20 protein-coding genes and 2 pseudogenes are annotated in these 22,286 nt (G+C 73.9%); 16 read left to right on the top strand and 6 right to left on the bottom strand.

The window, feature by feature from the left end; translation table 11 throughout:
• Positions 1–4 precede the first annotated feature (4 nt).
• From purM to arfB, 4 genes are all read left to right on the top strand, one after another.
• Positions 5–1,087, top strand: coding sequence for a phosphoribosylformylglycinamidine cyclo-ligase (gene purM / locus ABD223_RS42525; RefSeq protein WP_380647163.1), 1,083 nt, complete (start codon positions 5–7; stop codon positions 1,085–1,087).
• Between the two features lie 175 nt (positions 1,088–1,262).
• Complete coding sequence (locus ABD223_RS42520) at positions 1,263–1,775, top strand: SigE family RNA polymerase sigma factor (protein WP_344043888.1); 513 nt, start codon at positions 1,263–1,265, stop codon at positions 1,773–1,775.
• Positions 1,772–2,641, top strand: a complete 870-nt coding sequence (locus ABD223_RS42515) for a hypothetical protein (protein WP_344043886.1) — start codon at positions 1,772–1,774, stop codon at positions 2,639–2,641. Before ABD223_RS42520 ends, ABD223_RS42515 begins: the two co-directional genes overlap by 4 nt.
• A gap of 9 nt (positions 2,642–2,650) precedes the next feature.
• Positions 2,651–3,079 (top strand): alternative ribosome rescue aminoacyl-tRNA hydrolase ArfB, encoded by a 429-nt coding sequence (gene arfB, locus ABD223_RS42510; RefSeq protein ID WP_344043884.1) that lies wholly within the window; start codon positions 2,651–2,653, stop codon positions 3,077–3,079.
• A 223-nt stretch (positions 3,080–3,302) separates the two neighbouring features.
• On the opposite strand, the gene ABD223_RS42505 is transcribed toward arfB, so the two are convergent.
• Positions 3,303–3,758 carry a hypothetical protein gene (locus ABD223_RS42505; protein ID WP_344043882.1) on the bottom strand — a complete coding sequence of 152 codons (456 nt, stop codon included), beginning with the start codon at positions 3,756–3,758 and terminating at the stop codon, positions 3,303–3,305.
• Between the two features lie 395 nt (positions 3,759–4,153).
• Between ABD223_RS42505 and ABD223_RS42500 the strand changes: the two are divergent.
• Positions 4,154–4,771: pseudogene (locus ABD223_RS42500) on the top strand (class I SAM-dependent methyltransferase); the annotation flags it as partial.
• A 104-nt stretch (positions 4,772–4,875) separates the two neighbouring features.
• Here the strand turns inward: ABD223_RS42500 and ABD223_RS42495 are convergent.
• Both ABD223_RS42495 and ABD223_RS42490 read right to left on the bottom strand, forming a co-directional pair.
• The gene (locus ABD223_RS42495) at positions 4,876–5,538 is read right to left on the bottom strand and encodes a response regulator (protein WP_344043880.1); all 663 of its coding nucleotides are present in this window, start codon (positions 5,536–5,538) and stop codon (positions 4,876–4,878) included.
• Positions 5,535–7,082 carry a sensor histidine kinase gene (locus ABD223_RS42490; RefSeq protein ID WP_344043878.1) on the bottom strand — a complete coding sequence of 516 codons (1,548 nt, stop codon included), beginning with the start codon at positions 7,080–7,082 and terminating at the stop codon, positions 5,535–5,537. Before ABD223_RS42490 ends, ABD223_RS42495 begins: the two co-directional genes overlap by 4 nt.
• 112 nt (positions 7,083–7,194) lie before the next feature.
• Here ABD223_RS42490 and ABD223_RS42485 point away from each other — a divergent pair, with 112 nt between their 5' ends.
• Genes ABD223_RS42485 through ABD223_RS42475 form a run of 3 tightly spaced genes read left to right on the top strand, consistent with a single transcriptional unit; the run spans position 7,195 to position 10,222 of the window.
• Positions 7,195–8,178 carry a Bug family tripartite tricarboxylate transporter substrate binding protein gene (locus ABD223_RS42485; RefSeq protein WP_344043876.1) on the top strand — a complete coding sequence of 328 codons (984 nt, stop codon included), beginning with the start codon at positions 7,195–7,197 and terminating at the stop codon, positions 8,176–8,178.
• Entirely contained in the window at positions 8,175–8,687 is a 513-nt protein-coding gene (locus tag ABD223_RS42480; protein WP_380647167.1) for a tripartite tricarboxylate transporter TctB family protein, read from the top strand. Before ABD223_RS42485 ends, ABD223_RS42480 begins: the two co-directional genes overlap by 4 nt.
• Positions 8,688–8,689: 2 nt before the next feature.
• Entirely contained in the window at positions 8,690–10,222 is a 1,533-nt protein-coding gene (locus ABD223_RS42475; protein ID WP_344043872.1) for a tripartite tricarboxylate transporter permease, read from the top strand.
• A gap of 63 nt (positions 10,223–10,285) precedes the next feature.
• Here the strand turns inward: ABD223_RS42475 and ABD223_RS42470 are convergent, their stop codons facing one another.
• Positions 10,286–11,275 carry a LacI family DNA-binding transcriptional regulator gene (locus tag ABD223_RS42470; protein WP_344043870.1) on the bottom strand — a complete coding sequence of 330 codons (990 nt, stop codon included), beginning with the start codon at positions 11,273–11,275 and terminating at the stop codon, positions 10,286–10,288.
• A gap of 137 nt (positions 11,276–11,412) precedes the next feature.
• Between ABD223_RS42470 and ABD223_RS42465 the strand changes: the two genes are divergently transcribed.
• The 8 genes and pseudogenes from ABD223_RS42465 to iolD all read left to right on the top strand — a co-directional run bounded on the left by ABD223_RS42465 (position 11,413) and on the right by iolD (position 20,820).
• Entirely contained in the window at positions 11,413–12,462 is a 1,050-nt protein-coding gene (locus tag ABD223_RS42465; RefSeq protein ID WP_344043868.1) for a Gfo/Idh/MocA family protein, read from the top strand.
• Positions 12,459–13,430 (top strand): TIM barrel protein, encoded by a 972-nt coding sequence (locus tag ABD223_RS42460; protein WP_344043866.1) that lies wholly within the window; start codon positions 12,459–12,461, stop codon positions 13,428–13,430. The genes ABD223_RS42465 and ABD223_RS42460 overlap by 4 nt, the downstream gene beginning before the upstream one ends.
• On the top strand, positions 13,427–14,398 hold the full coding sequence (locus ABD223_RS42455) for a sugar ABC transporter substrate-binding protein (protein ID WP_344043864.1): 972 nt from the start codon (positions 13,427–13,429) through the stop codon (positions 14,396–14,398). Before ABD223_RS42460 ends, ABD223_RS42455 begins: the two co-directional genes overlap by 4 nt.
• Positions 14,398–15,450 (top strand): ABC transporter permease, encoded by a 1,053-nt coding sequence (locus tag ABD223_RS42450; protein WP_344043862.1) that lies wholly within the window; start codon positions 14,398–14,400, stop codon positions 15,448–15,450. The genes ABD223_RS42455 and ABD223_RS42450 overlap by 1 nt, the downstream gene beginning before the upstream one ends.
• Entirely contained in the window at positions 15,447–16,226 is a 780-nt protein-coding gene (locus tag ABD223_RS42445; RefSeq protein WP_344043860.1) for an ATP-binding cassette domain-containing protein, read from the top strand. The genes ABD223_RS42450 and ABD223_RS42445 overlap by 4 nt, the downstream gene beginning before the upstream one ends.
• On the top strand, positions 16,223–17,152 hold the full coding sequence (gene iolC, locus ABD223_RS42440; RefSeq protein ID WP_344043858.1) for a 5-dehydro-2-deoxygluconokinase: 930 nt from the start codon (positions 16,223–16,225) through the stop codon (positions 17,150–17,152). The genes ABD223_RS42445 and iolC overlap by 4 nt, the downstream gene beginning before the upstream one ends.
• A 765-nt stretch (positions 17,153–17,917) precedes the next feature.
• Positions 17,918–18,790: pseudogene (gene iolB / locus ABD223_RS42435) on the top strand (5-deoxy-glucuronate isomerase); the annotation flags it as partial.
• 152 nt (positions 18,791–18,942) lie between these two features.
• Complete coding sequence (gene iolD, locus ABD223_RS42430; RefSeq protein WP_344043856.1) at positions 18,943–20,820, top strand: 3D-(3,5/4)-trihydroxycyclohexane-1,2-dione acylhydrolase (decyclizing); 1,878 nt, start codon at positions 18,943–18,945, stop codon at positions 20,818–20,820.
• A gap of 64 nt (positions 20,821–20,884) precedes the next feature.
• Here the strand turns inward: iolD and ABD223_RS42425 are convergent, their stop codons facing one another.
• Positions 20,885–21,235 carry a hypothetical protein gene (locus tag ABD223_RS42425; protein ID WP_344043854.1) on the bottom strand — a complete coding sequence of 117 codons (351 nt, stop codon included), beginning with the start codon at positions 21,233–21,235 and terminating at the stop codon, positions 20,885–20,887.
• The gene (locus ABD223_RS42420) at positions 21,235–22,062 is read right to left on the bottom strand and encodes a hypothetical protein (protein ID WP_344043852.1); all 828 of its coding nucleotides are present in this window, start codon (positions 22,060–22,062) and stop codon (positions 21,235–21,237) included. Before ABD223_RS42420 ends, ABD223_RS42425 begins: the two co-directional genes overlap by 1 nt.
• Positions 22,063–22,286: the final 224 nt, after the last annotated feature.

Raw genomic sequence — 22,286 nt, 5'->3', positions numbered from 1 at the left:
AACCATGGAGCACAGTGACGTGACGGACAGCGCCAAGGCGACCTACGCCGCAGCTGGGGTAAGCATCGAAGCCGGCGACGAGGCGGTGGAGAAGCTCAAGCCGTGGGCGGCGAAGGCGCAGCGTCCCGAGGTGCTCGGCGGCATCGGCGGCTTCGCGGGCCTGTTCCGGCTCAAGCTGGACCGCTGGAAGGAACCGGTCCTCGCCTCCTCCACCGACGGCGTCGGCACGAAGATCGCGGTCGCGCAGGCGATGGACAAGCACGACACGATCGGCGTCGACCTCGTCGCCATGGTCGTGGACGACCTGGTGGTGTGCGGCGCCGAACCGCTGTTCATGCAGGACTACATCGCGATCGGCAAGGTCGTGCCGGACAAGGTCGCGGCCCTGGTCAAGGGCATCTCGCAGGGCTGCGTGCAGGCGGGCTGCGCCCTGCTGGGCGGCGAGACCGCCGAGCACCCCGGCCTGATGGGCGAGAACGACTACGACATCTCCGGCACGGGCGTCGGCGTGGTCGAGGCGTCCGCCATGCTCGGCCCGGACCGGGTGCGCACCGGCGACGTGGTCATCGCCATGGGCTCCTCGGGCCTGCACTCCAACGGCTACTCGCTGGCCAGGCACGTGCTGCTGGAGATCGGCCGGATGCCGCTGGAGGGCCACGTCGAGGAGTTCGGCCGCACCCTCGGCGAGGAGCTGCTCGAACCGACCCGCATCTACGCCAAGGACTGCCTGGCCCTCGCCGCCGAAGCGGAGGTCCGCACGTTCGCGCACGTCACCGGCGGCGGCCTGGCCGCCAACCTGGCCCGCGTGCTGCCCCCCGGCGTGCGCGCCGACCTCAACCGGCGCACCTGGTCGCCCGCGCCCGTGTTCGCCCTGATCGCCCAGCGCGGCCGGGTCGAGCGCGAGGAGATGGAGAAGACGTTCAACATGGGCGTCGGCATGGTCGCCGTGGTGGCCCCGGAGGACGTCGACCGCGCCCTGGCCGTGCTGACGGCCCGCCACGTCCCGGCGTGGGTGCTGGGCGACATCGTCCCCTCGGGCGACGCCACCGCCACCGCCACCCTGACCGGCGACCACCCCAGGTTCTGAGCCGCCGACGAACACCGGACCACCGGATCGGGTGATCTCCACCCCGATGATGTACGGAAACACCGTTACGGTCATCGGTTGAAGAAAAAGAGGTGCCCCGCTCAACCCGGACCCGTCCCGGAGCAACCCGCCGAGGTCGCCGCGCCGTACCAAGCGGCGACCGAGGAGGTACCGGGTGGACCGGGATAGTGAATTCGGCGAGTACGTCGACGCCCGCGCACTGGTGATGCGGAGAACCGCCTACCTGCTGTGCGGCGACTGGCACCGCGCCGAAGACCTGGTGCAGACGGCGTTGACCAAGCTCTACGTCGCCTGGCCGAGGCTCCGCCGCGACGGCGCGCTGGACGCCTACGCGCGCAAGGTCCTGGTGCGCACGGCGATCGACGAGTCCCGTCTCGCGTTCCGCCGCCGCGAGACGGTGGTCGACACCGTCCCCGACACCCCGGCCCCCGCGCCCGCGTCGGCCATGCCGGGCGCGGGCGCGGACCTGGACGTGCGCCGCGCCCTGGCAGCGCTCCCACCGGGCCAGCGGGCCGTCGTGGTGCTGCGCTACTGGGAGGACCTGAGCGTCACCGAGACCGCCCGCCTCCTCGGGCGAACCGAAGGCACCGTGAAGAGCCAGGCGGCCAAGGGCTTGGCCGCGCTGCGCGAGCTTCTCGGTCACGGCGTCATGGAGGAGCAGCGATGACCGACATCAAGCAGGCCCTGGCCGCGGCGTTCGACGACGAGCCGCCGCTGACGATCGACCGCGCGGCGATCCTGAGGACCGGCCGCCGCAAGGCCGCCTTCCGCCGCGGCTACACCGCGATCACCGTGCTGGCCACCGCCACGGTCGTGTGCGTCCCGGCCGTGCTCGGGTCCGGTGGGGGCGGGGGAGACGGAAACGCGCAGGTGGGGGGCGCCGCGCCGGCCAGGTCGACCACGCCGACGACCGCGAGCGCGCCGCCGGTCACCAGCGCGCCGGCGACCGGCTCCTCGTCCCCCAACCCGGCGACCGGCTCTTCGTCCCCGAACTCGGCGACCGGCGGGCCGAGCACGACCCGCATGTCGATCATCGTGCCCGCACCGCCCGAGCCGCCGACCTCGGGGCGCGCGATCGAACTGACGGCGCTGCTGGCCTCGTCCGGCGCGATCCCCGCGGACGCGCAGTCCCAGCGATACGCGGATTACCCCACCGGCCCGTGGGAGTTCGGCGTCGTCGAGGGCGGGTACGAGACCGCCGTCGACGTGACCACCGCCGCTGGGCGCGGCAGGGTGATGGTCGGCCTGGGCGGGGGCGGGGCGCCGAAGTGCCGGCCGGAGTCCGGCAACCCCAGGTCGACCTGCGAGGAGCGCCTGTTCGAGGGTCACCCGATCGTGGTGACCGTGTCGATGAGCAACGACACCCAGCCCGTCACGTTCGTCGCGGTCCACGCGCGGAAGGCGGACGGGACCCTGGTCGAGGCGACCGCCATGAACGGCAACATCCAGAAGACCGGCATCACGGGCGTGAACCTGCCACTCACCGTCGAGCAGCTGGCAAAGATCGCGACACTTCCGGGGTTGACCTTCTAACCTGTTGGTGTGACCGAGGACCTGATCGTGACGCGGACGCTGGTGGTGCCGGCGGCCGAGTTGAGCGAACGGTTCTCCCGGTCCTCCGGCCCCGGCGGCCAAGGGGTGAACACGGCGGACAGCCGGGTCGAGCTGTCGTTCGACCTGGTCGGCTCGCCGTCGGTGCCCGGGTGGCTGCGCGGCCGCATGGTCGAACGCCTGGAAAAGCGCCTGGTCGACGGCGTCCTGACGGTCACCGCGAGCGAACACCGGGCCCAGTTGCAGAACCGCGCGGCAGCCCGCGAGCGCATGGCCGGCATCCTGCGCGAAGCCGCCGCCGCCCCACCACCGGTCCGCCGCCCGACCAAGCCCACCAGGGGCTCGAAGGAGCGCCGGATCGCGGAGAAGAAGCGCCGGGCCCAGACGAAGCAGGGCCGCCGCGGCGGTGGCTGGGACTAGCCACCGGGAATCGGACCGGCCGGTGGTGGCGGGGACTGGCCACCGGTGATCGGACCAGTTGGTGGTGGTGGGACTGGCCGCCGGTGATTAGGCCGGCTGATGACTGGGCCGGCCACCGGTGATTGCGCCTGCTGATGATCGGGCCGGCCGGTGATGGCTGGGACTGACCGCCGGCGACCGGGCCGCCTGGCGACCGGGCCGGCCGGTGGCGGGGGTTCAGGCCCTACACCTCTCGGTCGAGCGGGGCGAGCCAGGCGCGCAGCACCTGCGGTGAAGCGGCCACGGCTCGGCGTGCCACCACCTCTCCGTGGTCGAGTGCGACCAGCGGGGCGATCCAGCTCGGGAACGGCAGCGGGTACGCGGTCAGCTCGTCCGGGATCACGCCCTCCGGCGGCACCGGGAAGTAGGTCCTGAGCAGTTCGAGCGACAGCTCCGTCGGCTCCACCCCGGCCAGTTCGCGGGGTACCGCCGTCACCAGCAGGGCGACCTCGGCGGCGGTCTCACCGCCGGGGTGCAGCCGCGTGTACATGTGCTCGCCGAGCATGCCGTGCAGCGGGTAGGTGGCCGCGACGAACCGGCCTGGCCGCGTGCCGCCTACCCGGGGTTCGGGCAACCCGGCGGCGAGGAAGTGGGCGGTGCCGGGCGGTGCGCTCGACAGGGTGGCGGGATGGGCAGTCATCGGAGGGGCCTCCGGTTCCGTGCAGCGGATGTCGTGGGTCTCGCCGGCCGCTCGCTCGCGGAAGAGGGCGGGGAACCGGCCCGTCGCGTTCCTCCGGCGGGGAGAGCTACGTCCTCGCGCCGGGGAGACCCCCGCCGGTCCTCGACGGGCTCGGACGTCGTCCTGGGACCGTGGAGTCCTGGGACCGTGGAGTCCTGGGACCGTGGAGGCCGGGCGTTCCGGGGTCAACGCCCACGGTAGGTCGGTCCCGGGAGCCCCGCACCTCGGGCACACGGCCGCACACCCTGCTCACACGACCGCACCCCCCTGGGCGCACAGCCTTCCTCTAACCCGACCCGGTAGCCCCCAGTCGGGCATTAGTCTCACCCTCCGTGACCGAGCCGGACTTCCAGACCATGGCCCGCACCGCCTACGACACCGTCGCCGCCGACTACGCAGACCTCCTGCGCGACAGCCTCACCGACCCCACCACCGGCACGGCCGACCGCGCGGTCCTGCGCATGTTCGCCGACCTGGTGGGCGGCCCGGTCGCGGACGTCGGCTGCGGTCCCGGGCGGATCACCGGGCACCTGCGCTCGCTCGGCGTCGACGCGTTCGGCGTCGACCTGTCGCCGGGGATGGTGGCCGTCGCCCGGCGCGAACACCCCGGCCTGCGGTTCGAGGTGGGGTCGATGCTGGACCTGGACCTGCCGGACGCCTCGCTCGGCGGCGCGCTCGCCTGGTACTCGGTGATCCACGTCCCGTGGGACCTGCACCCGGTCGTGTTCGCGGAGTTCCACCGCGTCCTCGCGCCCGGCGGCCTGCTGCTCCTCGCCTTCCAGATCGGTGACGCCGTGCGGCGGCTGGAGCACGGCTACGGGCACGACATCGAGCTGGACGCCTACCGGCTCCAACCCGGACGGGTGCTCGACCAGCTCGCCGAGGCGGGGTTCGCGCCGCACACGCGCCTGGACCGCGAGCCGGTCGGGTCGGAGAAGACCCGGCAGGGCTACCTGATCGTGCGCAAAGCCGGCCGCGACACCCCGCCCGACCACGACGCCCCAGCCGACCGCGACACCCCGCCCGACCACGACACCCAAGCCGACCGCGACACCCCGCCCCACCACTCCCGCACGGCTCAACCCCGCCACACGTAAAGCCGCTCGGGCCGCCCGGCGCCGCCGTACTTCAGCCGCACCTCGGCACGCCCCGTGCCGACGAAGTGCTCCAGGTAGCGCCGGGCGGACACCCGGGCCAGCTCGGTCACCGCCGCGCACTCGCTCGCGGACACCCCCTCCGGCCGGTCCCGCAGCACCCCCTCCACCAGGTCGGCGGTCTGCGTGCTCAACCCCTTGGGCAGCGCCCGGCGCGGTCGCGCGCCGAACACCTCGTCCACGTCCGCCTGCCCGGCCGAGGCCAGCCCGCCCAGCCGCCGGTCCAGGGCGGCGAAGTGCGCGAGCTGGTCGCGCAGCGCCGCGTACTCGAACGGCTTGATCAGGTAGTGCAGCACCCCGCCGCGCATGGCGCTCCGCACCGTCTCCACGTCCGTGGCCGCGGTGATCACGATGACGTCCACGTCGTCGGCCACCCCGCGCAGCTGCCGCAGCACGGTCAGCCCGTCGAGGTCCGGCAGGTACACGTCGAGCAGCACGAGGTCCGGCCGCAGCTCGCGCACCAGCCGCAGCGCGTCCGCGCCGTTGTGCGCGACGCCGACCACCTCGAACCCGGGCGTGCGCGCCACGTACCCGCTGTGGACCTTCGCGACCATGAAGTCGTCGTCCACCACGACGACCCTGATCACGCCGGCACCTCCGCGGGCAGCCGGGCGGTGAACACCGCGCCCCCGTCGTTGCGCACCCGCACGGAACCGCCGCGCCGCAGGCAGGTCTGCCTGGTCAGGGCCAGTCCGAGCCCGCGCCGGCCCTGGGCGGCGGCCTTGGTGGTGAACCCGTGCCGGAACACCTCCTCGGCCAGTTCGGGCGCGACGCCGGGCCCGGAGTCGCGCACGACCACGAGCACCTCGTCGCCGGTCGAGCGCACCAGCACCTCGACCCACCCCCGGCCGCCCAGCGCGTCCAGGGCGTTGTCCACGAGGTTGCCGATCACCGTGACCAGGTCCGTGGACAGGTCCTCGTCGACGGCGCCGAGCGCGCTGTCGGGGTTCATCCGCAGCCCGGTGCCGCGTTCGGCGGCCAGGCTGGACTTGGCGACCAGCAGCGCCGCCACGGCGGGGTCGGCGACCTTCGAGGCGACCTCGGCCCGCCACGCGCCCTGGGCGGTGTTGACGCGGCTGATGAACCCGCGCACCTCGTCGTACTCGCCCAGCTCGACCAGGCCCGCGATGGTGTGCAGGCGGTTGCTGAACTCGTGGGCCTGCGCCCGCAGCGTGTCGGTGGCGTGCCGGTTGGCGTCCAGCTCGTCCCGCAGCGTCATCAGCTCGGTCCGGTCGCGGAGCGTGACCACGGCGCCGTGCACGCCCAGCGGCATCCGGTTGAGGGTCAGCACCCGGCCGCCGGCCAGCGCGAGCTGGTCCTGGCCGGTGGCGCGCCCGGTGAGCACGTCGCGCAGCCGCTCGTCCAGCTCCAGCGCGTCCACGGCCCGGCCGACCGCGTCGCCGGGCAGCGCCAGCAGGGTCCGCGCGTGGTCGTTGACGAGGGTCACCCGGTGGTGCGGGTCGAGCGCGACGACGCCTTCCTTGATGCCGTGCAGCAGTGCCTCCCGGTACTCCACGAGCGCGGTGATCTCGTGCGGTTCCAACCCGAGCGTCTGGTTCTTCACCCGGCGCGCGAGCAGCAGCGACCCGGCCACGCCGATGACCAGGGCGACGCCGAGCAGCCGCAGCGCGTTGTCGGGTGAGTCCAGCACACCCTCCCAGAAGCCCGGCGCGCGCTGCCCGGCGGCGACCAGGCCGATCACCCGGCCGTCGTCGCCGATCACGGGCACGTGCGCGACGGTCGCGCCGGCCAGCTCGCCCACCCAGGACCGGCCGCCGGGCGCGGTGCTGCCGCCGAGGTCGAGCGGTTCGCCGACCTGACCGGGATCCGGCGAGGTCAGGACCTCCCGCGCCGGGTCGGTGATGACCACGTAGCTGGCGCCGGACAGGCTGCGGGCGCTCTCCGCGAACGGCGGCAGCGCGTAGTGGCGCAGCGGGTCGGCCAGCGACGCGCGCACGCCGGCGGTCGCGGCCACGTCCTCGGCCACGGACAGCATCCGCCGCCCCTCGGTCGCGCGGAAGTTGTTGCCCGCCTGGACGACGGACAGCACGCCGACCGCGCCCAGCAGCGCCGCGACCACCACCAGTTGCCACGCGAGCAGCTGACGGGCGAGCGAACCGCGGCCTCCCATCGCCACCTCCGTGACCACAAAGAACAAAAGAACCCTTAGGGGCGCAAGCGGGACTTCCCTGTTTACACGAGTGCAACATGTCCAACCACGCGGAGGAGAGGCGGGGATCACAGTGCGGATCAAGAACTGGCTCGCGGTCGTCGCCGCCCTGGCGGTCGTCGTGCTCGTGCCGCCGCTGCTGACCTCCGGCGCGGAGAGCGGCACGGCGTCGTTGCGCGGCATGAGGGTGCTGGTGCCGAACGCGCCGGGCGGCGGCTACGACGTGACCGCGCGCACCGCGGCCAAGGCGCTGGAGGACACCGGCCTGATCCGCAACGCCGAGGTGTTCAACCTGCCGGGCGCGGGCGGCACGGTCGGCCTGGGCCGCACGGTCAGCGAGCGCGGCAACGGCAAGCTGGTCATGTCGATGGGCCTGGGCGTGGTGGGCAGCGTCTACACGAACAGGTCGCCGTCGTCGCTGCTGGACACCACGCCGATCGCGAAGCTCATCGAGGAGCCGGACATCGTGGTGGTCGGCGCGGACTCGCCGTACCGGACGCTGGCCGAGCTGGTCGGGGCGTGGAAGGCGGACCCCGGCGCGGTGACCGTGGGCGGCGGCTCGTCGCCGGGCGGGCCGGACCACCTGGCGCCGATGCTGGTGGCCAAGGCCGTCGGCCTGGACCCGCGGACGGTCAACTACGTGTCGTTCGACGGCGGCGGCGAGCTGCTGGCGTCCGTGCTGGGCGGCAAGGTCGCGTTCGGCGTGTCGGGCATCGGCGAGTACCGCGACCAGATCGAGGCCGGGCAGATCCGGGTGCTGGCGGTGACCGGCGGCGACCGGCTGCCCGGCGTGGACGCGCCCACGCTGCGGGAGTCCGGTGTGGACGTCGAGTTCACCAACTGGCGCGGCATCGTCGCGCCGCCGGGCATCTCCGACACCGACCGGGCCCGGCTGGTGGACCTGTTCACCGACCTGCACGGCACGGCGCAGTGGCGCGACGCGGTCGCCCGCAACGGCTGGACCGACGCGTTCGCGCCCGGTGAGGAGTTCGGCGCGTTCCTGCGCGCGGAGAACGAGCGGGTGGCGAGCGTGCTGAAGGAGCTGGGGCTGGCATGAAGGAGGTCGAGGTGAGCAAGGCTTGGTTCCGGGAGCGCTCGGAACTGGGCGTGTCCGCGGTCCTGGTGGGCCTGGGCGCGCTGGTCCTGGTCGACGCGGTGCGGATCCACACCGACTTCACCCAGCGCGGCCCCGTCGGGCCGAAGGCCGTGCCGATCGCCGTGGGCGTCGGGCTGCTGGTGGTGGCCGCGCTGCTGGCCCGCGACGTGCTGCGCGGCGGCCGCGGCGAGGCCGAGGGCGGCGAGGACGTCGACCTGGACGCGCCCGCCGACTGGCGGACCGTGCTGATGCTGTGCGGCGCGTTCCTGGCCAACGCCGCGTTGATCGGCGTGGTGGGCTTCCCGATCTCCGGCGCGATCATGTTCTGGGGCGCCGCCTACGCGCTGGGCAGCCGCCACTTCACCCGCGACCCGCTGATCGCCGCCGGGCTGTCGGTGGGCACGTACCTGGTGTTCAACAACCTGCTCGGCGTTCCCCTGCCCGGCGGGCCGCTGGTGGGGGTGCTGTAGCCGTGGACTCGTTGACCAACCTCCTCGGCGGGTTCGCCACCGCGCTCACGCCGACGCACCTGCTGCTCGCGGCGCTGGGCGTGCTGCTGGGCACCGCGATCGGCGTGCTGCCGGGCATCGGCCCGGCCATGGCGGTGGCGCTGCTGCTGCCGGTGACCTACGGCCTGGAGCCGACCGGCGCGTTCATCATGTTCGCGGGCATCTACTACGGCGGCATGTTCGGCGGCTCGACCACGTCGATCCTGCTCAACACGCCGGGCGAGAGCGCGGCGGTGGTCGCGGCGATCGACGGCAACCCGATGGCCCGCGCGGGCCGCGGCGCGCAGGCGCTGGCGACGGCCGCGATCGGCCACTTCGTCGGCGGCGTCATCGGCACGGTGCTGCTGGTGCTGCTCGCGCCGACCGTGGCGGCGCTGGCCGTGGACATCGGCGCGCCGGACTTCTTCGCGATCATGGTGCTGGCGTTCATCGCGGTCACGTCGGTGCTCGGCGCGTCCCGCGTGCGCGGGTTCGCGTCGCTGCTCATCGGCCTGGCCATCGGCCTGGTCGGGCTGGACGAGATGACCGGCCAGCAGCGGCTCACGTTCGGCTCGCTGCACCTGGCCGACGGCGTGGACGTGGTGGTCGTCGCGGTCGCCCTGTTCGCGGTGGGCGAGTCGCTGTGGGTGGCGGCGCACCTGCGCCGCAAGCCGCACCGGCCGATCCCGGTCGGCCGCGCGTTCCTGGGCCGCGAGGACTTCCGGCGCTCGTGGAAGCCGTGGCTGCGGGGCCCGCTGATCGGGTTCCCGTTCGGCGCGGTGCCCGCGGGCGGCGCGGAGATCCCCACGTTCCTGTCCTACGTGGCGGAGAAGCGGCTGTCGAAGCACCGCGACCAGTTCGGCAAGGGCGCGATCGAGGGCGTGGCGGGCCCGGAGGCGACGGCCAGCGCGTCCGCCGCGGGCACGCTGGTGTCGATGCTGACGCTGGGCCTGCCCACCACGGCGGTGGCCGCGGTGATGCTGGCGGCGTTCCAGCAGTACGGCATCCAGCCCGGCCCGCTGCTGTTCGAGCGGGAACCCGAGCTGGTGTGGGGCCTGATCGCGTCGCTGTTCGTCGGCCTGTGCCTGCTGCTGGTGCTGAACCTGCCGCTCGCGCCGGTGTGGGCGAAGCTGCTGCGCATCCCGCGGCCCTACCTGTACGCGGGGATCCTGTTCTTCGCCGGCGTCGGCGCATACGCGGTCAACGCCGACATCTTCGACCTGCTCGTGATGTTCGTGATCGGCGTCCTCGGCTTCGTGATGCGCCGCTACGGGCTGCCGGTGCTGCCCGCGATCATCGCCGTCATCCTCGGCCCGGCCGCGGAGCAGCAGATGAGGCGGGCGCTCCAGCTGTCGGACGGCTCGCTGACCGGCCTGGTGAACACGCCGTTCTCGATCTCCGTCTACGCGGTCGTGGCGCTGCTGCTGGCGTGGCCGCTGGTCCGGCGGCTGACCAGGGGGCCAACGCCGCCCGCCGGGCCGTCGCCCGAGGTGGAGCGGCCGAAGGTGGACGCCTAGCCGGACCGGGGAACCCCTGCCGCGGTCCGCCCGCCGCCCGCGCTCGGCGGGCGGACCGCACCCCTACCGGCGCGGCGGCCCGGTGGTGGCCCTGACCACCAGCGACGGGCGCAGCAGGTGTCGCACCGGCTCCTGCCGCTCGCCGCGCACGCGCTGGAGCAGGGCCTCGGCGGCGAGCCTGCCGAACTCGTTGCGCGGCTGGTCGACCGTTGTCAGCGAGACGTGCCGCAGCGCGGCCAGCGACGTGTTGTCGTAGCCGACCACCGACACGTCCCGCGGCACCCGCAGCCCCGCCTCCGCCAGCGCGGAGATCGCGCCGACCGCGTTGAAGTCGTTGCACGACACGATCGCGGTCGGCGGGTCGGCCAGCAGCTCCCGCACCGCCCGCGCGCCCGCCACGTCCGTGTACTCGCCGGCCACCACGCGCGGCACGAGGCCGTGGGCGGCCATCGCGGCCAGGTAGCCGCGCCGCCGCGGCCCGGCCTGGGCGCCCCCGCCGCCGTCCACGTGGGCGATCCGCCGGTGCCCCAGCGACACCAGGTGGTCCACGGCCAGCGTGATGCCGCGCTCGCCGTCGTCGTTCACCGTGTCCACCGCGGCCAGCCGGGACGACCGGGCGACCAGCACCACCGGCGCCTGGGCCGCGGCCCGGGCGATGTCCGCCGACGGCACCACCGGCGACAGCAGCGCCAGGCCCGCCGGCCGGAACGACAGCAGGCTCGCCAGCGCCCGCCGCTCCCGGGCCGGCTCGCGCCCGCCGGTGTTGACGATCAGGTCGAAACCCCGTTCGCGGGCCACCTCGTCGAGCCCGTCCACGACCTCCGCGAAGAACGGGTTGTGCAGGTCCGACACCATCACGCCGAGCAGGTGCGAGGTGCGGCTGGCCAGCGACCGCGCCATGGCGTGCGGCGAGTACCCCAGCTCCTCGGCCGCCTTCAGCACGGCGGCGCGCCGCTGCTCGCTCACCCTCGGTGAACCCCGCATGACCAGCGACACCAGCGCGCGGGACACGCCCGCCCGCGCGGCCACGTCCTCCATGGTGGGTCTGACCACGGGTTCGCCTCCCTCGGCCCGGTCGCGAGCGGGACGCAGCCTTGACACCCGTGTGACGCACGTTACATCGTTAGAGCGCTCCAACCAATAGAGCGCTCTAACGGCAAGCCTCGGCTGCCAGGACGGAGGGCACCCGGATGCGCATCGGAGTTGTCGGAGTCGGCCGGATCGGCGCCATGCACGCCACCAACCTGACCACCCTCGACGAGGTGGACGAGGTCCTGCTGCACGACCCGCTGCCCGGCCGCGCGGAACGGGTGTCGACCGCCCTGCCCGGCACGAGGTGCGCGCCCGACCTCGACACGTTGCTCACCCTCTGTGACGGCGTGCTGCTGGCCACCCCCACGAGCACCCACCCGGCGCTGCTGCGCGCGGCCGTCGCGGCGGGCGTGCCGACCCTGTGCGAGAAGCCGATCGCGAGCGACCTGGACGAGATGCGCGCGCTCGTCGACGACGTGGAGGCCTCCGGAGTCGAGGTGCTGGTCGGGTTCCAGCGCCGCTTCGACCCGGCCGTGGCGGAGCTGCGCCGGCGCGTGCGCTCCGGCGACGTCGGCGACGTCTACCTGGTGCGGGCGCTGGCCAACGACGCCCGACCACCCGACCCCGCCTACCTGCCCCGGTCCGGCGGCATCTTCCGCGACCTGCTGATCCACGACCTGGACGCGGCGCCGTGGCTGGTCGGGCAGCCCGTGACCGAGGTGTACGCGTCCGGGTCGGTGCTGGTGGACGCCGCGTTCGCGGCCGCCGACGACGTGGACAACGCCGTGGCGGTGCTGCGGTTCGCGGGCGGCGCGCACGCCGTGCTCGCCGGCGGCAGGCACGACCCGGTCGGCTACGACCACCGCGTCGAGGTGCTGGGCAGCCGCGACTGCCTGGCCGTCGGCCTGGACCCGCGCACCCCCCTGACCTCCCTGGAACCCGACGGGCCCAGGGCGGCCGACGCCTACCCCGGCTTCCCGGAGCGCTTCCACCGCGCCTACCTGGCCGAGGTGGCGGTGTTCGCGCGGGTGGTGGCGGGCGCGGCGGAGAACCCGTCGCCGGTGCGGGACAGCCTGGTCAGCCTGGCGCTCGCCGAGGCGTGCGAGCGGTCGCGCCGCACCGGCCAACCCGTGCGGCCCGCGGTCGCGGGGGCGGCCGGCGCGGGGGTGGCGTCCGCGCGGCGCGCGGGCACGGGGGTGACCGGGTGAGGATCGCCGGCGCGCCCATCTCGTGGGGTGTGTGCGAGGTGCCCGGCTGGGGCCGCGTGCCCGACCCCGCGACCGTGCTGTCCGAGATGGCCGCGCTCGGCCTGCGCGCCACCGAACTCGGCCCGCCCGGCTACCTGCCCACCGACCCCGCGGCGATCGAGGAGCTGCTGAGCGGTCACGGCCTGGCGCTCGTGGGCGGCTTCCTGGCCGCGCCCCTGCACACCGGCGACCCGTCCGCCGCGGACGAGGCCGTCGAGCTGCTGGCCGCGGCCGGCGCGGAGGTCCTGGTGCTGGCCGCCGCCACCGGCCTCGACGGCTACGACCGCCGCCCGACCCTCACCGACCACGAGTGGCGCGCGCTCGTCGACACCGCCGCCGCGATCCGCGACCGGGCCGCCGCCCGGGGCCTGCGCACCGCCCTGCACCCGCACGTCGGCACGCACGTCGAGCGCGCCGACGAGGTCGAGCGGTTCCTCGCCGACTCCGATCTGCCGCTGTGCCTGGACACCGGCCACCTGCTCATCGGCGGCGCGGACCCGGTCGACCTGGCCCGCCGCCACCCCGAGCGGATCGGGCACGTGCACCTCAAGGACGTGCGGGCCGACGTCGCCGCCGCCGTGCGCCGCGGCGACCTGGGCTACGCGGACGCCGTGCGGCAGGGGATGTACGTGCCGCTGGGCGACGGCGACGTGGACGTGGCGTCCCTGGTGGCGCTCCTGCCGGCCGCCGGCTACCGCGGCTGGTGGGTCCTGGAGCAGGACACCGCGCTGGGCGACGACGACCCGACCGACGGCCCGGCACGGGACACCGCGCGCGGCCTCACCCACCTCACCCACCTCGCCCGCCTGCTTGCCCCCGCCGCCTCCCCACCCCGAGCCAAGCCGCCTGCCGCCCAGCCGCCTGCCACCCCGCAGTCCACCACCCCGCCACCCACTACTCAGCCGCCCACCACCCGGGAGCACCGATGAAGTCGGCCCGAACGGCCCTCGCCCTCACCGGCCTCGCCCTGCTGGCCGCGTGCAGCGGACCCACCGCCTCCACCGGCGACGACCCGACCGGCGCCCAAGCCCCGACCGGCGACTTACGCGTCGCCGTCATCTCCCACGGCACCGCGGGCGACGCGTTCTGGAACGTCGTGAAGAACGGCGCCACCGCGGCCGGCGAACAGCTCGGCGTCGCCGTCGACTACCACTCCGACGGCGACCCCGGCCGGCAGGCCACGCTGATCGACAACGCGGTGTCCCAGCGGGTCGGCGGCATCGTCGTGTCCATGGCCAACCCCGACGCGCTCAAGACCTCCGTCGAGAAGGCCGTCGCCGCGGGCATCCCCGTCATCACCATCAACTCCGGCTCCGCCCGCTCGACCGGGTTCGGCGCCCTCGCCCACGTCGGCCAGGAGGAGGACGTGGCGGGCGAGCAGGCGGGCCGCAGGCTGCGCGAAGCCGGCAAGGCCAAGCTGCTGTGCGTGATCCACGAGGCCGGCAACATCGGCCTCAACCAGCGCTGCGACGGCGCCCGGACCGGGTTCGGCGGCGACGTCGCCACCCTCCAGGTCGACATCAACAACCCCACCGACGTGGAGGCCCGCATCAAGGGCGCGCTCCAGACCGACACCGCCGTGGACGCCGTGCTCGCGCTGAACCCGCAGGTCGCCATGTCGGCGGTCAACGCGGTCAAGGGCGCGCCGTCGACCGCCGCGGTCGCCACGTTCGACCTCAACGGCGACGTGACCGGCGCGATCAAGGCGGGCGACGTGCTCTTCGCCGTGGACCAGCAGCAGTACCAGCAGGGCTACCTGCCGATCGTGATGCTCAAGCTCTACCGCGACAACGCCAACACCGTCGGCGGCGGACGGCCCGTGCTCACCGGACCCGGCTTCGTCGACGAGTCCAACGTGGACCGCGTCGCCGAGTACGCCGAGCGCGGCACCCGCTGATGGCCGCCGTGACCGAGGGCCCCGCCACCGGGAGCGGTCCCCGCGCCGAACGGCCCGGACCGGCGACCCGGCTGGTCGCGCGCCCCGAGGTCGGCGCGCTCCTCGGCGCGCTGCTGGTCTTCGCGTTCTTCTCGGTGGCGACCGAGCGGTTCCTCAGCACCGCCGGCGTGGCGACGTGGCTGGACGACGCGTCCACCCTCGGCATCATGGCGGTCGCGGTGGCGCTGCTCATGGTCGGCGGCGAGTTCGACCTGTCCGCCGGCGTGCTCACCGCGTCGACCGCCCTGGTCACCGCCGTCCTCGCCACCCGCCTCGGGTGGAACACGTGGCTCGCGCTGCTCGCGTCGCTGGCGTTCGCGCTGGCCGTCGGCGCGCTCAACGGGTGGCTGGTGGTGCGCACCGGCCTGCCCAGCTTCATCGTCACGCTCGGCACGCTCCTCGCGCTCCAGGGCCTCAACCTCGGCGTGACCAGGCTCGTCACCGGGACCGTGCAGGTGTCCGGGATGCGCTCGGCCGACGGCTACGCCTCCGCCGGGTTCCTGTTCGCCTCGACGTTCCCGGTCGGCGGCGCCGCGTTCCCGGTGTCGATCCTGTGGTGGCTGCTGTTCACCGCGGTCGCCGCCGTCGTGCTGCTGCGCACCCGCTTCGGCAACCGGGTGTTCGCGGTCGGCGGCTCGGTCGGGTCGGCGCGCGCGGCCGGCGTGCCGGTCCTCCGCACGAAGGTGCTGCTGTTCACGACCACCGCGTTCGCCGCGTGGCTCGTCGGGACGATCAACATCCTGCGGTTCACCAGCGTGCAGGCCAACCAGGGCATCGGCCTGGAGTTCCAGTACATCATCGCCGCGGTGATCGGCGGGTGCCTGCTCACCGGCGGCTTCGGCTCCGCCGTCGGCGCCGCGATCGGCGCGCTGATCTTCGGCATGGCCCGGCAGGGCATCGTCTACGCCAACTGGAACTCCGACTGGTTCCAGCTGTTCCTCGGCGTGATGCTCCTCGCGGCCGTCCTCGTCAACAACGCCCTGCGGCGGCGGGCGGAAAGGGTGCGGCCGTGAGTCCACTCCTGGAGGTCCGCGGCATCGGCAAGGCGTACGGCAGCGTCGTCGCGCTGCGGGACGTGTCGGCGGCGGTCGGCGCGGGCGAGGTCACCTGCGTGCTCGGCGACAACGGCGCGGGCAAGTCCACCCTGATCAAGGTGCTGTCCGGCGTGCACCGGCACGACACCGGCGAGTACCTGGTCGACGGCGCGCCGGTGGCGTTCTCGTCGCCGCGCGACGCGCTGGGGCACGGCATCGCCACGGTCCACCAGGACCTCGCCGTGGTCCCGCTCATGAGCGTGTGGCGCAACTTCTTCCTCGGCGCCGAACCCACCACCGGCCTCGGCCCGTTCCGCTTCCTCGACCGGCGGCGCGCCCGCGACGTGACCCGGGCGGCGCTGGCCGAGCTGGGCATCGAGCTGCGCGACGTGGAGCAACCGGTCGGCACCCTCTCCGGCGGCGAGCGGCAGTGCGTGGCGATCGCGCGGGCCATCCACTTCGGCGCCAGGGTGCTCATCCTCGACGAGCCGACCGCCGCGCTCGGCGTGAAGCAGGCGGGCGTGGTGCTCAAGCACGTGGCCCGCGCCCGCGACCGGGGGCTCGGGGTCGTCCTCATCACCCACAACCCCCACCACGCCTACCCGGTCGGCGACCGGTTCCTGCTGCTCGGCCGGGGACGGGTGATCGGCACGCACGAGAAGTCGGCCATCACCCTGGAAGAGCTGACCCGCCAGATGGCGGGCGGCGCCGAGCTGGAGGCGCTGGAGCACGAGCTGCGGGGCGTGACCGGATGACGCTGGAGGTGCTGACCGTCGGCCGGGTCGGCGTCGACCTGTACCCGGAGCAGAGCGGCGTGCCGCTGGCCGAGGTGCGGACGTTCGCCAAGTCGCTGGGCGGGACCGCCACGAACGTGGCGGTGGCGGCCTCCCGCCTGGGCCGGCGGTCGGCCGTGCTGACCAAGGTCGGCGACGACGGGTTCGGCGCCTACGTCCGGTCCGCCCTGACGGGGTTCGGGGTGTCAGCGGACTTCGTCGGCACCGCGCCGGGGCTCCGGACCCCGGTCGTGTTCTGCGCCCTGGACCCGCCGGAGGACCCGCCCCTGCTGTTCTACCGCGAACCGCTGGCCCCCGACCTCGCGCTGGAGGCCGACGACGTGCCGTGGGAGGAGGTCGCGACCGTGCCGCTGCTGTGGGTCACGGGCACGGGAGCGGCGGCGGAACCGTCGCGCACCACGCAGCGGGCGGTGTTGGAACGGCGCGGACGACGCCCCCACACGGTCCTGGACCTGGACTACCGGCAGGCGTTCTGGCCGGGGGTCGAGGAGGCCCGCCGGGAGATCGGCCGGCTGCTCGACCACGTGACGGTCGCGGTGGGGAACCGGACCGAGGTCGAGGTGGCGGTCGGCACCGCCGAACCGGCGGCCGCCGCGAGCAGGCTGCTGGCGCGCGGCGTGGAGCTGGCGGTGGTCAAGATGGGCGCCGAGGGCGTCCTCGTCGCCACCGGGCGGGGGATGTGGACCGTGCCGCCGTGCCGGGTGGAGGTGGTGTGCGGGCTGGGCGCGGGTGACGCGTTCGGCGGCGCCCTGGCCCACGGGTTGTTGGCGGGGTGGGACCCGGTGCGGGCAGCTCGCTACGCCAACGTCGCCGGGGCCCTGGTGGCGGGGCGGTTGGCGTGCGCGGACGCGATGCCCGGGGCGGCCGAGATCGAGGCCCTGCTGTGACGGCGCGCACCGGTGGGGACCGGTCATCGAAGCGGCACCCCCCAGCCGCTCAGCCCCCAGCCGCTCAGCCCTCAGCCGCTCCGCCGCCGGCCGCTCCGCCTTCAGCCACTCCACCCAACCGACACCCCACCACCCCCACCAGCTACCGCTTCCCCGAGAACTGTCCTGCGCACGAAACCTCTCCTGCGCACAGGACCAACCTGTGGCAAGATCATCACCGCCCCGGCCACTCGCTCACACGATCGGGTGATCATCGACCGAAGATGTACGGAAACACCGTTACCGAACATCGGTTGAGAAGATCGAGGCCCGCCAACCACCCAGCACGTCCGCCGACCACGACCACCCCCGGCCGTCTCCGTCACCCCGGCCGTCCCCGCCGTCCCGGTCGTGCTCGCGGCCCCGGCCAACCCGGTCACCCCCCGCCATCCCGGCCACCGGCGGAACCTCCGCGCCCCTGCCGCCGCCGAGAGCGCCCACCCGCGACACGCCGCACAACGGGCACCCCGCCGGCCCCGGCCCCTTTCGGCGCTCCGGCTGACCGCGAGGCTCACTGCCCGGTTGCCCACGAGGCTGACCGCCGCCTGGCTGGCTGCGGTGCCCTGGCTGTTTGCGGCATTGCGAAATCCGGGATGCGAATCCGGGGCGAGGTTCGCAGGCAGGGGGTGTTTTGGCTCATCAGCCGTGTTGCCGTTGTGGGGTTGGCGGTTGAGGGTGAGCGGCGGTTGTGGGTGGGGGCGGGTGCTTGACGTGAGGGAGTGGGGCATGGGCAGCGGTTGGCACCGTCCATTGGGGACTTTGGCGGAAGGGGAGGACGCGGTTCGGCTCATGCCGGCGGCTGCTGGGTGGGAGCGGGCCGGGTTGCGGGTGTTGGTGTTGCGCCCCGGTGGGTCTGTCGTCCTTCGGATGGGCGAATTTGAGGGTTTTGTGCTTCCCCTTTCGGGTGGCTGCGTGGTCGAGGTGGACGGGGAGCGGTTCGAGTTGGTGGGGCGTGAGTCGGTTTTCACCCGGGTCACGGATTTCGCTTATGTTCCTAGGGAATCGCTCGTTCGCGTGAGTGCGAAGGGCGGGGTCGAGGTCGCGGTCCCGATGGCTCGGTGCGAGCGCCGCCTCCCTCCCGGGTACGGGCCTGCCGAGGACGTCCCGGTCGAGGTCCGGGGCGCGGGCAACGCCACCCGCCAGGTCACGAACTTCGGCGTGCCCGGCGCCTGGGACCACGCCGACCGCCTGATGGCCTGCGAGCTGATCACCCCCGGTGGCAACTGGTCGTCCCACCCACCGCACAAGCACGACCGGACCTGCGACGTGGCCAACGAGGAGATCTACTACTTCCGCATCGCCGGTCGGGATGGGGTCACACCTTCGCGTGAAGGTTTTGGGTTCCACCGCACCTACACCGATGACGGGGAGGTTGACGAGAACGTCCTCGTGCGCGACGGCGACGTCTTCCTCATCCCGCGCGGCTACCACGGACCGTGCGTCGCCGCACCCGGCTACCCGATGTATTACCTGAACGTGTTGGCCGGGTCCAACGGGCAGCGCTCCATGGCCTTCTGCGACGACCCCGCGCACACCTGGGTCCGGGACACCTGGGCCGATCAGGAGCCGGACCCCCGCTGTCCCGTCACGAGCGCAGAAGAAGCAGGAGGAAGAGGGGAAGCAGGAGGAGTGGAAGGGGGAAGACGTGAAGAAGCAGGAAGACGTGAAGAAGCAGGAAGTAGGGGAGCGGCAGGAACAGGAAGTAGGGGAGGAGCAGGGAGCAGGGAGATGACGGGGGAGGGGCAGGTCCGATGAGGCTCACCACCGCTCAAGCCCTCGTCCGCTGGCTCACCGCCCAGCGCACCGAACTCGCCGACGGCGCCGAGGCCCCGCTCTTCCCCGCCGTCTTCGCGATCTTCGGCCACGGCAACGTCCTCGGCCTCGGCAACGCCCTGGAGGAATCCGACCTCCCGGTCTGGCGCGGCCACAGCGAGCAGGGCATGGCCCTCGCCGCCGTCGGGATCGGCAAGGCCACCCACCGCCGCCAGGTCGGGGTCGCCACCTCCTCGATCGGTCCCGGCGCGCTCAACATGGTCACCGCCGCCGGTGTCGCCCACGCCAACCGCCTGCCGCTCCTGCTGCTGCCCGGCGACACCTTCGCCTCCCGCGCCCCCGACCCGGTCCTCCAGCAGGTCGAGCGCTTCGACGACGCCGCCGCCACCGCCAACGACGCGTTCCGCCCGGTCAGCCGCTGGTTCGACCGCCTCACCCGCCCCGAGCAGCTGCTCGCCACCCTCCCGCACGTGGCCCGCGTCCTCACCGACCCCGCCGACTGCGGCCCGGTCACCCTCGCGCTGCCGCAGGACGTGCAGGCCGAGGCCTTCGACTTCCCCGACTCCCTGTTCGCGCCGGTCGTGCACCGCCCGCTCCGCACCCGCCCCGACACCCGCGCGCTCGCCGGGGCCGCCGACGCCCTGCGCGCCGCGCGCCGACCGCTGCTGGTCCTCGGCGGCGGTGTCCGCTACTCGCGCGCCGCCGGTCGCGCGATCCGCTTCGCCGAGCGGCACGCGGTCCCGGTCGTGGAGACGACCGCCGGCCGCACCTGCGTCCCGCACGACCACCCGCTGCACGCCGGCCCGCTCGGCATCACCGGTTCGGCCTCCGCCAACGCCTTGGCGGCCGAGGCGGACGTGGTGCTCGCCGTCGGCACCCGGCTCCAGGACTTCACCACCTGTTCGTGGACGGTCTTCACGCCCGGTGTTCGCGTGGTCTCGCTCAACGCCGCCCGCTTCGACGCGGTCAAGCACGGCGCGCTGGAGCTGGTCGCGGACGCCGACGAGGGGTTGCGCGAGCTGACCGACGCGATGGGCGACTGGCGCGCGGACGAGGTGTGGGCGGCCAGGGCCGCACACGAACGGCTGAAGTGGGACGCGTATGTCGACACGCTGCGCGCACCGACCGACGTGCCGACCAACTCACCCGCCGACGCACCCGCCGACATGCCGACCTACGCGCAGGTGGTGGGCGTGGTGAACGAGCTGTCCGAACCGGCCGACTACGTGCTGACCGCGTCCGGCGGCCTGCCCGGCGAGCTGGTCGGCGGCTGGCGCGCGGTCGGCGAGGCGACCATGGACGTCGAGTACGGGTTCAGCTGCATGGGGTACGAGCTGGCCGGGGCGTGGGGCGCGGCGATCGCCCGGTCGGATGGCGCGGTGACCACCCTCCTGGGTGACGGCTCGTACCTGATGCTCAACTCGGAGCTGTTCTCGGCGGCCTTCGCCGGCCACGGCTTCGTCGCGGTCGTCTGCGACAACGACGGCTATGCCGTCATCCACCGCCTCCAGACCGGTCACGGTGGCGCGGGCTTCAACAACCTCTACGACGACGTGGCGACCAGGCACGCCAACCCGCCCCGCGCGGACCTCGCCGCGCACGCCGCCGCGCTGGGCTGCGCCACGTTCCGCGCGACGGGCCTCGCCGACCTCGAACGCGCTTACCGCGACGCCAGGCGGGTGGCCCTGACCGAGCACCGCCCGGCCGTGGTGGTGGTCCGCACGGACCCGGCGAGGTGGACCGAGGCGGGCGCGTGGTGGGAGGTGGGCGTGCCCGAGGTCGCGCACCGACCGGGGATCACGGCCGCGCACGACGAGGCACGGGCCGGAAAGGTGAAACAAATTCGCTACCTGTGACGCCGGTCCGGGACGCGGAACTCGGAGCGCGGAACTCGGAACGCGGCCGGGTCCGCCGCGCCGCTCACTCCCCGGCGACCTCGGCCGCCGGGCGCGGCAGGCCGGGGCTGACCTCGTGCAGCACCGCGCGCAGGGGCCCCGCGGCCTCCGGGCGCTGCCACAGCATGGCGTGGATCGAACCGCGCCACTCGGTGGTGAACTCGGCCCGCGCCAGCTCCAGCCGCACCCGCGGCACGGCCACCAGCCGCTGCCGCGCCGCGTCCATCCGGTCGCTGACCAGCTCGGTCAGCTGGGGTGCGAGGACCGCCGCCATGCGCACCCGCAGCTGCGCCCACAGCTCGGTGTCCGCGGCGCCGGCCAGCGCGCCCGCGGCCGCGCCCGCGAGCAGCCGCAGCGGTTCCTCGCGCACCGCCACTACCCCTTCTCCCTCCCGCGGACGACCGGCCCGAAGCTCGACCCGCGCTGGTCGTTGCGCTCGAAGTTCTGGATGACCTCGGCGTGCTGGCTGGGCACGTGCGCGTCCCGCCCGGCCTGGACGACCGTCGAGCCGCCGGAGGCGGTGGCGTGCTGCGTCACCGACGACGGACCCGACGCGGCGGCAGACCCGGAGGCAGACCCGGCGGCAGACCCGTCGGCGGCGACGCCCCCGTCGAGGTCGAGGCGCAGGGCGTGCGCGTCACCGCCGGGGATCCACAGCCGACCGCGCCCGGTGAAGGTCTTCACCCGCACCTCGACCTCGCGGAAGTCCTCGGGGCGCAGCGTCGTGTACCCGGCCGCCACCACCGACGTGAAGACCAGGTCGGACAGCACCACGACCAGGTCGGCGTCGGTCTGCTCCAGGGCGGCGCGGGCGGCCGCGCTGTCCATCAGCCTGCTGACCAGCACCGCGTCCTGCCCGGGGTAACCGTTGGCGCCCTCGGTCGCGGCGCCGAAGTGGACGGCCATGCGCAGCCGCAACCGGGCGTGCGGCACCCGGTAGGCGTTGACCGACGCCAGCTCGGCGTCCAGCGCGCGCACGTACCGGTCGACCACCAGGTGGTCCGGCGTGCCCGCGGGCAGCACGGCCCACTCCTCGTCGCCCTTGGGCTGCCGCGCCCACGTCGACCGGTCCAGGCCGGCGGCCTCGCCGGCCCGGTCCAGGCTGCGCACCAGCAGCTCCTGCAACTCGCGCTGGAGCCGGTCGTCGGCCGACCCGTAGCTCCTCAGGTCACAACAGACCAGCAGACTGCGCTGGAGGCTCATTGGCTCGGCCTTTCGTGCGGTGCGGACGGCGCTGCGGCGCCCGGTCGGGCGCGCAGGGGCACTGTGGGATACGGCATCGGCGTCAATGCCGCACTCCTGCGGACTGGCGTCAGATACCCGCGAACTTGCGCAAACCGGCCAGGTCCGGCACCAGCACGTCACGCCTCAGGTGACTGACCACCACCCCCGCTTTCCTCAGGTCGGAGAACGCCTTCTCGGCGGTC

The organism is Saccharothrix xinjiangensis (assembly GCF_039527585.1).
Lineage (GTDB): Bacteria > Actinomycetota > Actinomycetes > Mycobacteriales > Pseudonocardiaceae > Actinosynnema > Actinosynnema xinjiangensis.
This window is presented reverse-complemented; position numbering and strand designations above follow the sequence as displayed.

What these genes read in the sequence shown, in the direction of transcription:
- ABD223_RS42455 (WP_344043864.1), top strand. Translation starts at nt 13,427, where the DNA reads ATGAAGTCGGCCCGAACGGCCCTCGCCCTCACCGGCCTCGCCCTGCTG.
- ABD223_RS42420 (WP_344043852.1), bottom strand. Translation starts at nt 22,062, where the DNA reads ATGAGCCTCCAGCGCAGTCTGCTGGTCTGTTGTGACCTGAGGAGCTAC.
- ABD223_RS42490 (WP_344043878.1), bottom strand. Translation starts at nt 7,082, where the DNA reads ATGGGAGGCCGCGGTTCGCTCGCCCGTCAGCTGCTCGCGTGGCAACTG.
- purM (WP_380647163.1), top strand. Translation starts at nt 5, where the DNA reads ATGGAGCACAGTGACGTGACGGACAGCGCCAAGGCGACCTACGCCGCA.
- iolC (WP_344043858.1), top strand. Translation starts at nt 16,223, where the DNA reads ATGACGCTGGAGGTGCTGACCGTCGGCCGGGTCGGCGTCGACCTGTAC.
- ABD223_RS42480 (WP_380647167.1), top strand. Translation starts at nt 8,175, where the DNA reads ATGAAGGAGGTCGAGGTGAGCAAGGCTTGGTTCCGGGAGCGCTCGGAA.
- ABD223_RS42450 (WP_344043862.1), top strand. Translation starts at nt 14,398, where the DNA reads ATGGCCGCCGTGACCGAGGGCCCCGCCACCGGGAGCGGTCCCCGCGCC.
- ABD223_RS42465 (WP_344043868.1), top strand. Translation starts at nt 11,413, where the DNA reads ATGCGCATCGGAGTTGTCGGAGTCGGCCGGATCGGCGCCATGCACGCC.
- iolD (WP_344043856.1), top strand. Translation starts at nt 18,943, where the DNA reads ATGAGGCTCACCACCGCTCAAGCCCTCGTCCGCTGGCTCACCGCCCAG.
- ABD223_RS42515 (WP_344043886.1), top strand. Translation starts at nt 1,772, where the DNA reads ATGACCGACATCAAGCAGGCCCTGGCCGCGGCGTTCGACGACGAGCCG.
- ABD223_RS42505 (WP_344043882.1), bottom strand. Translation starts at nt 3,758, where the DNA reads ATGACTGCCCATCCCGCCACCCTGTCGAGCGCACCGCCCGGCACCGCC.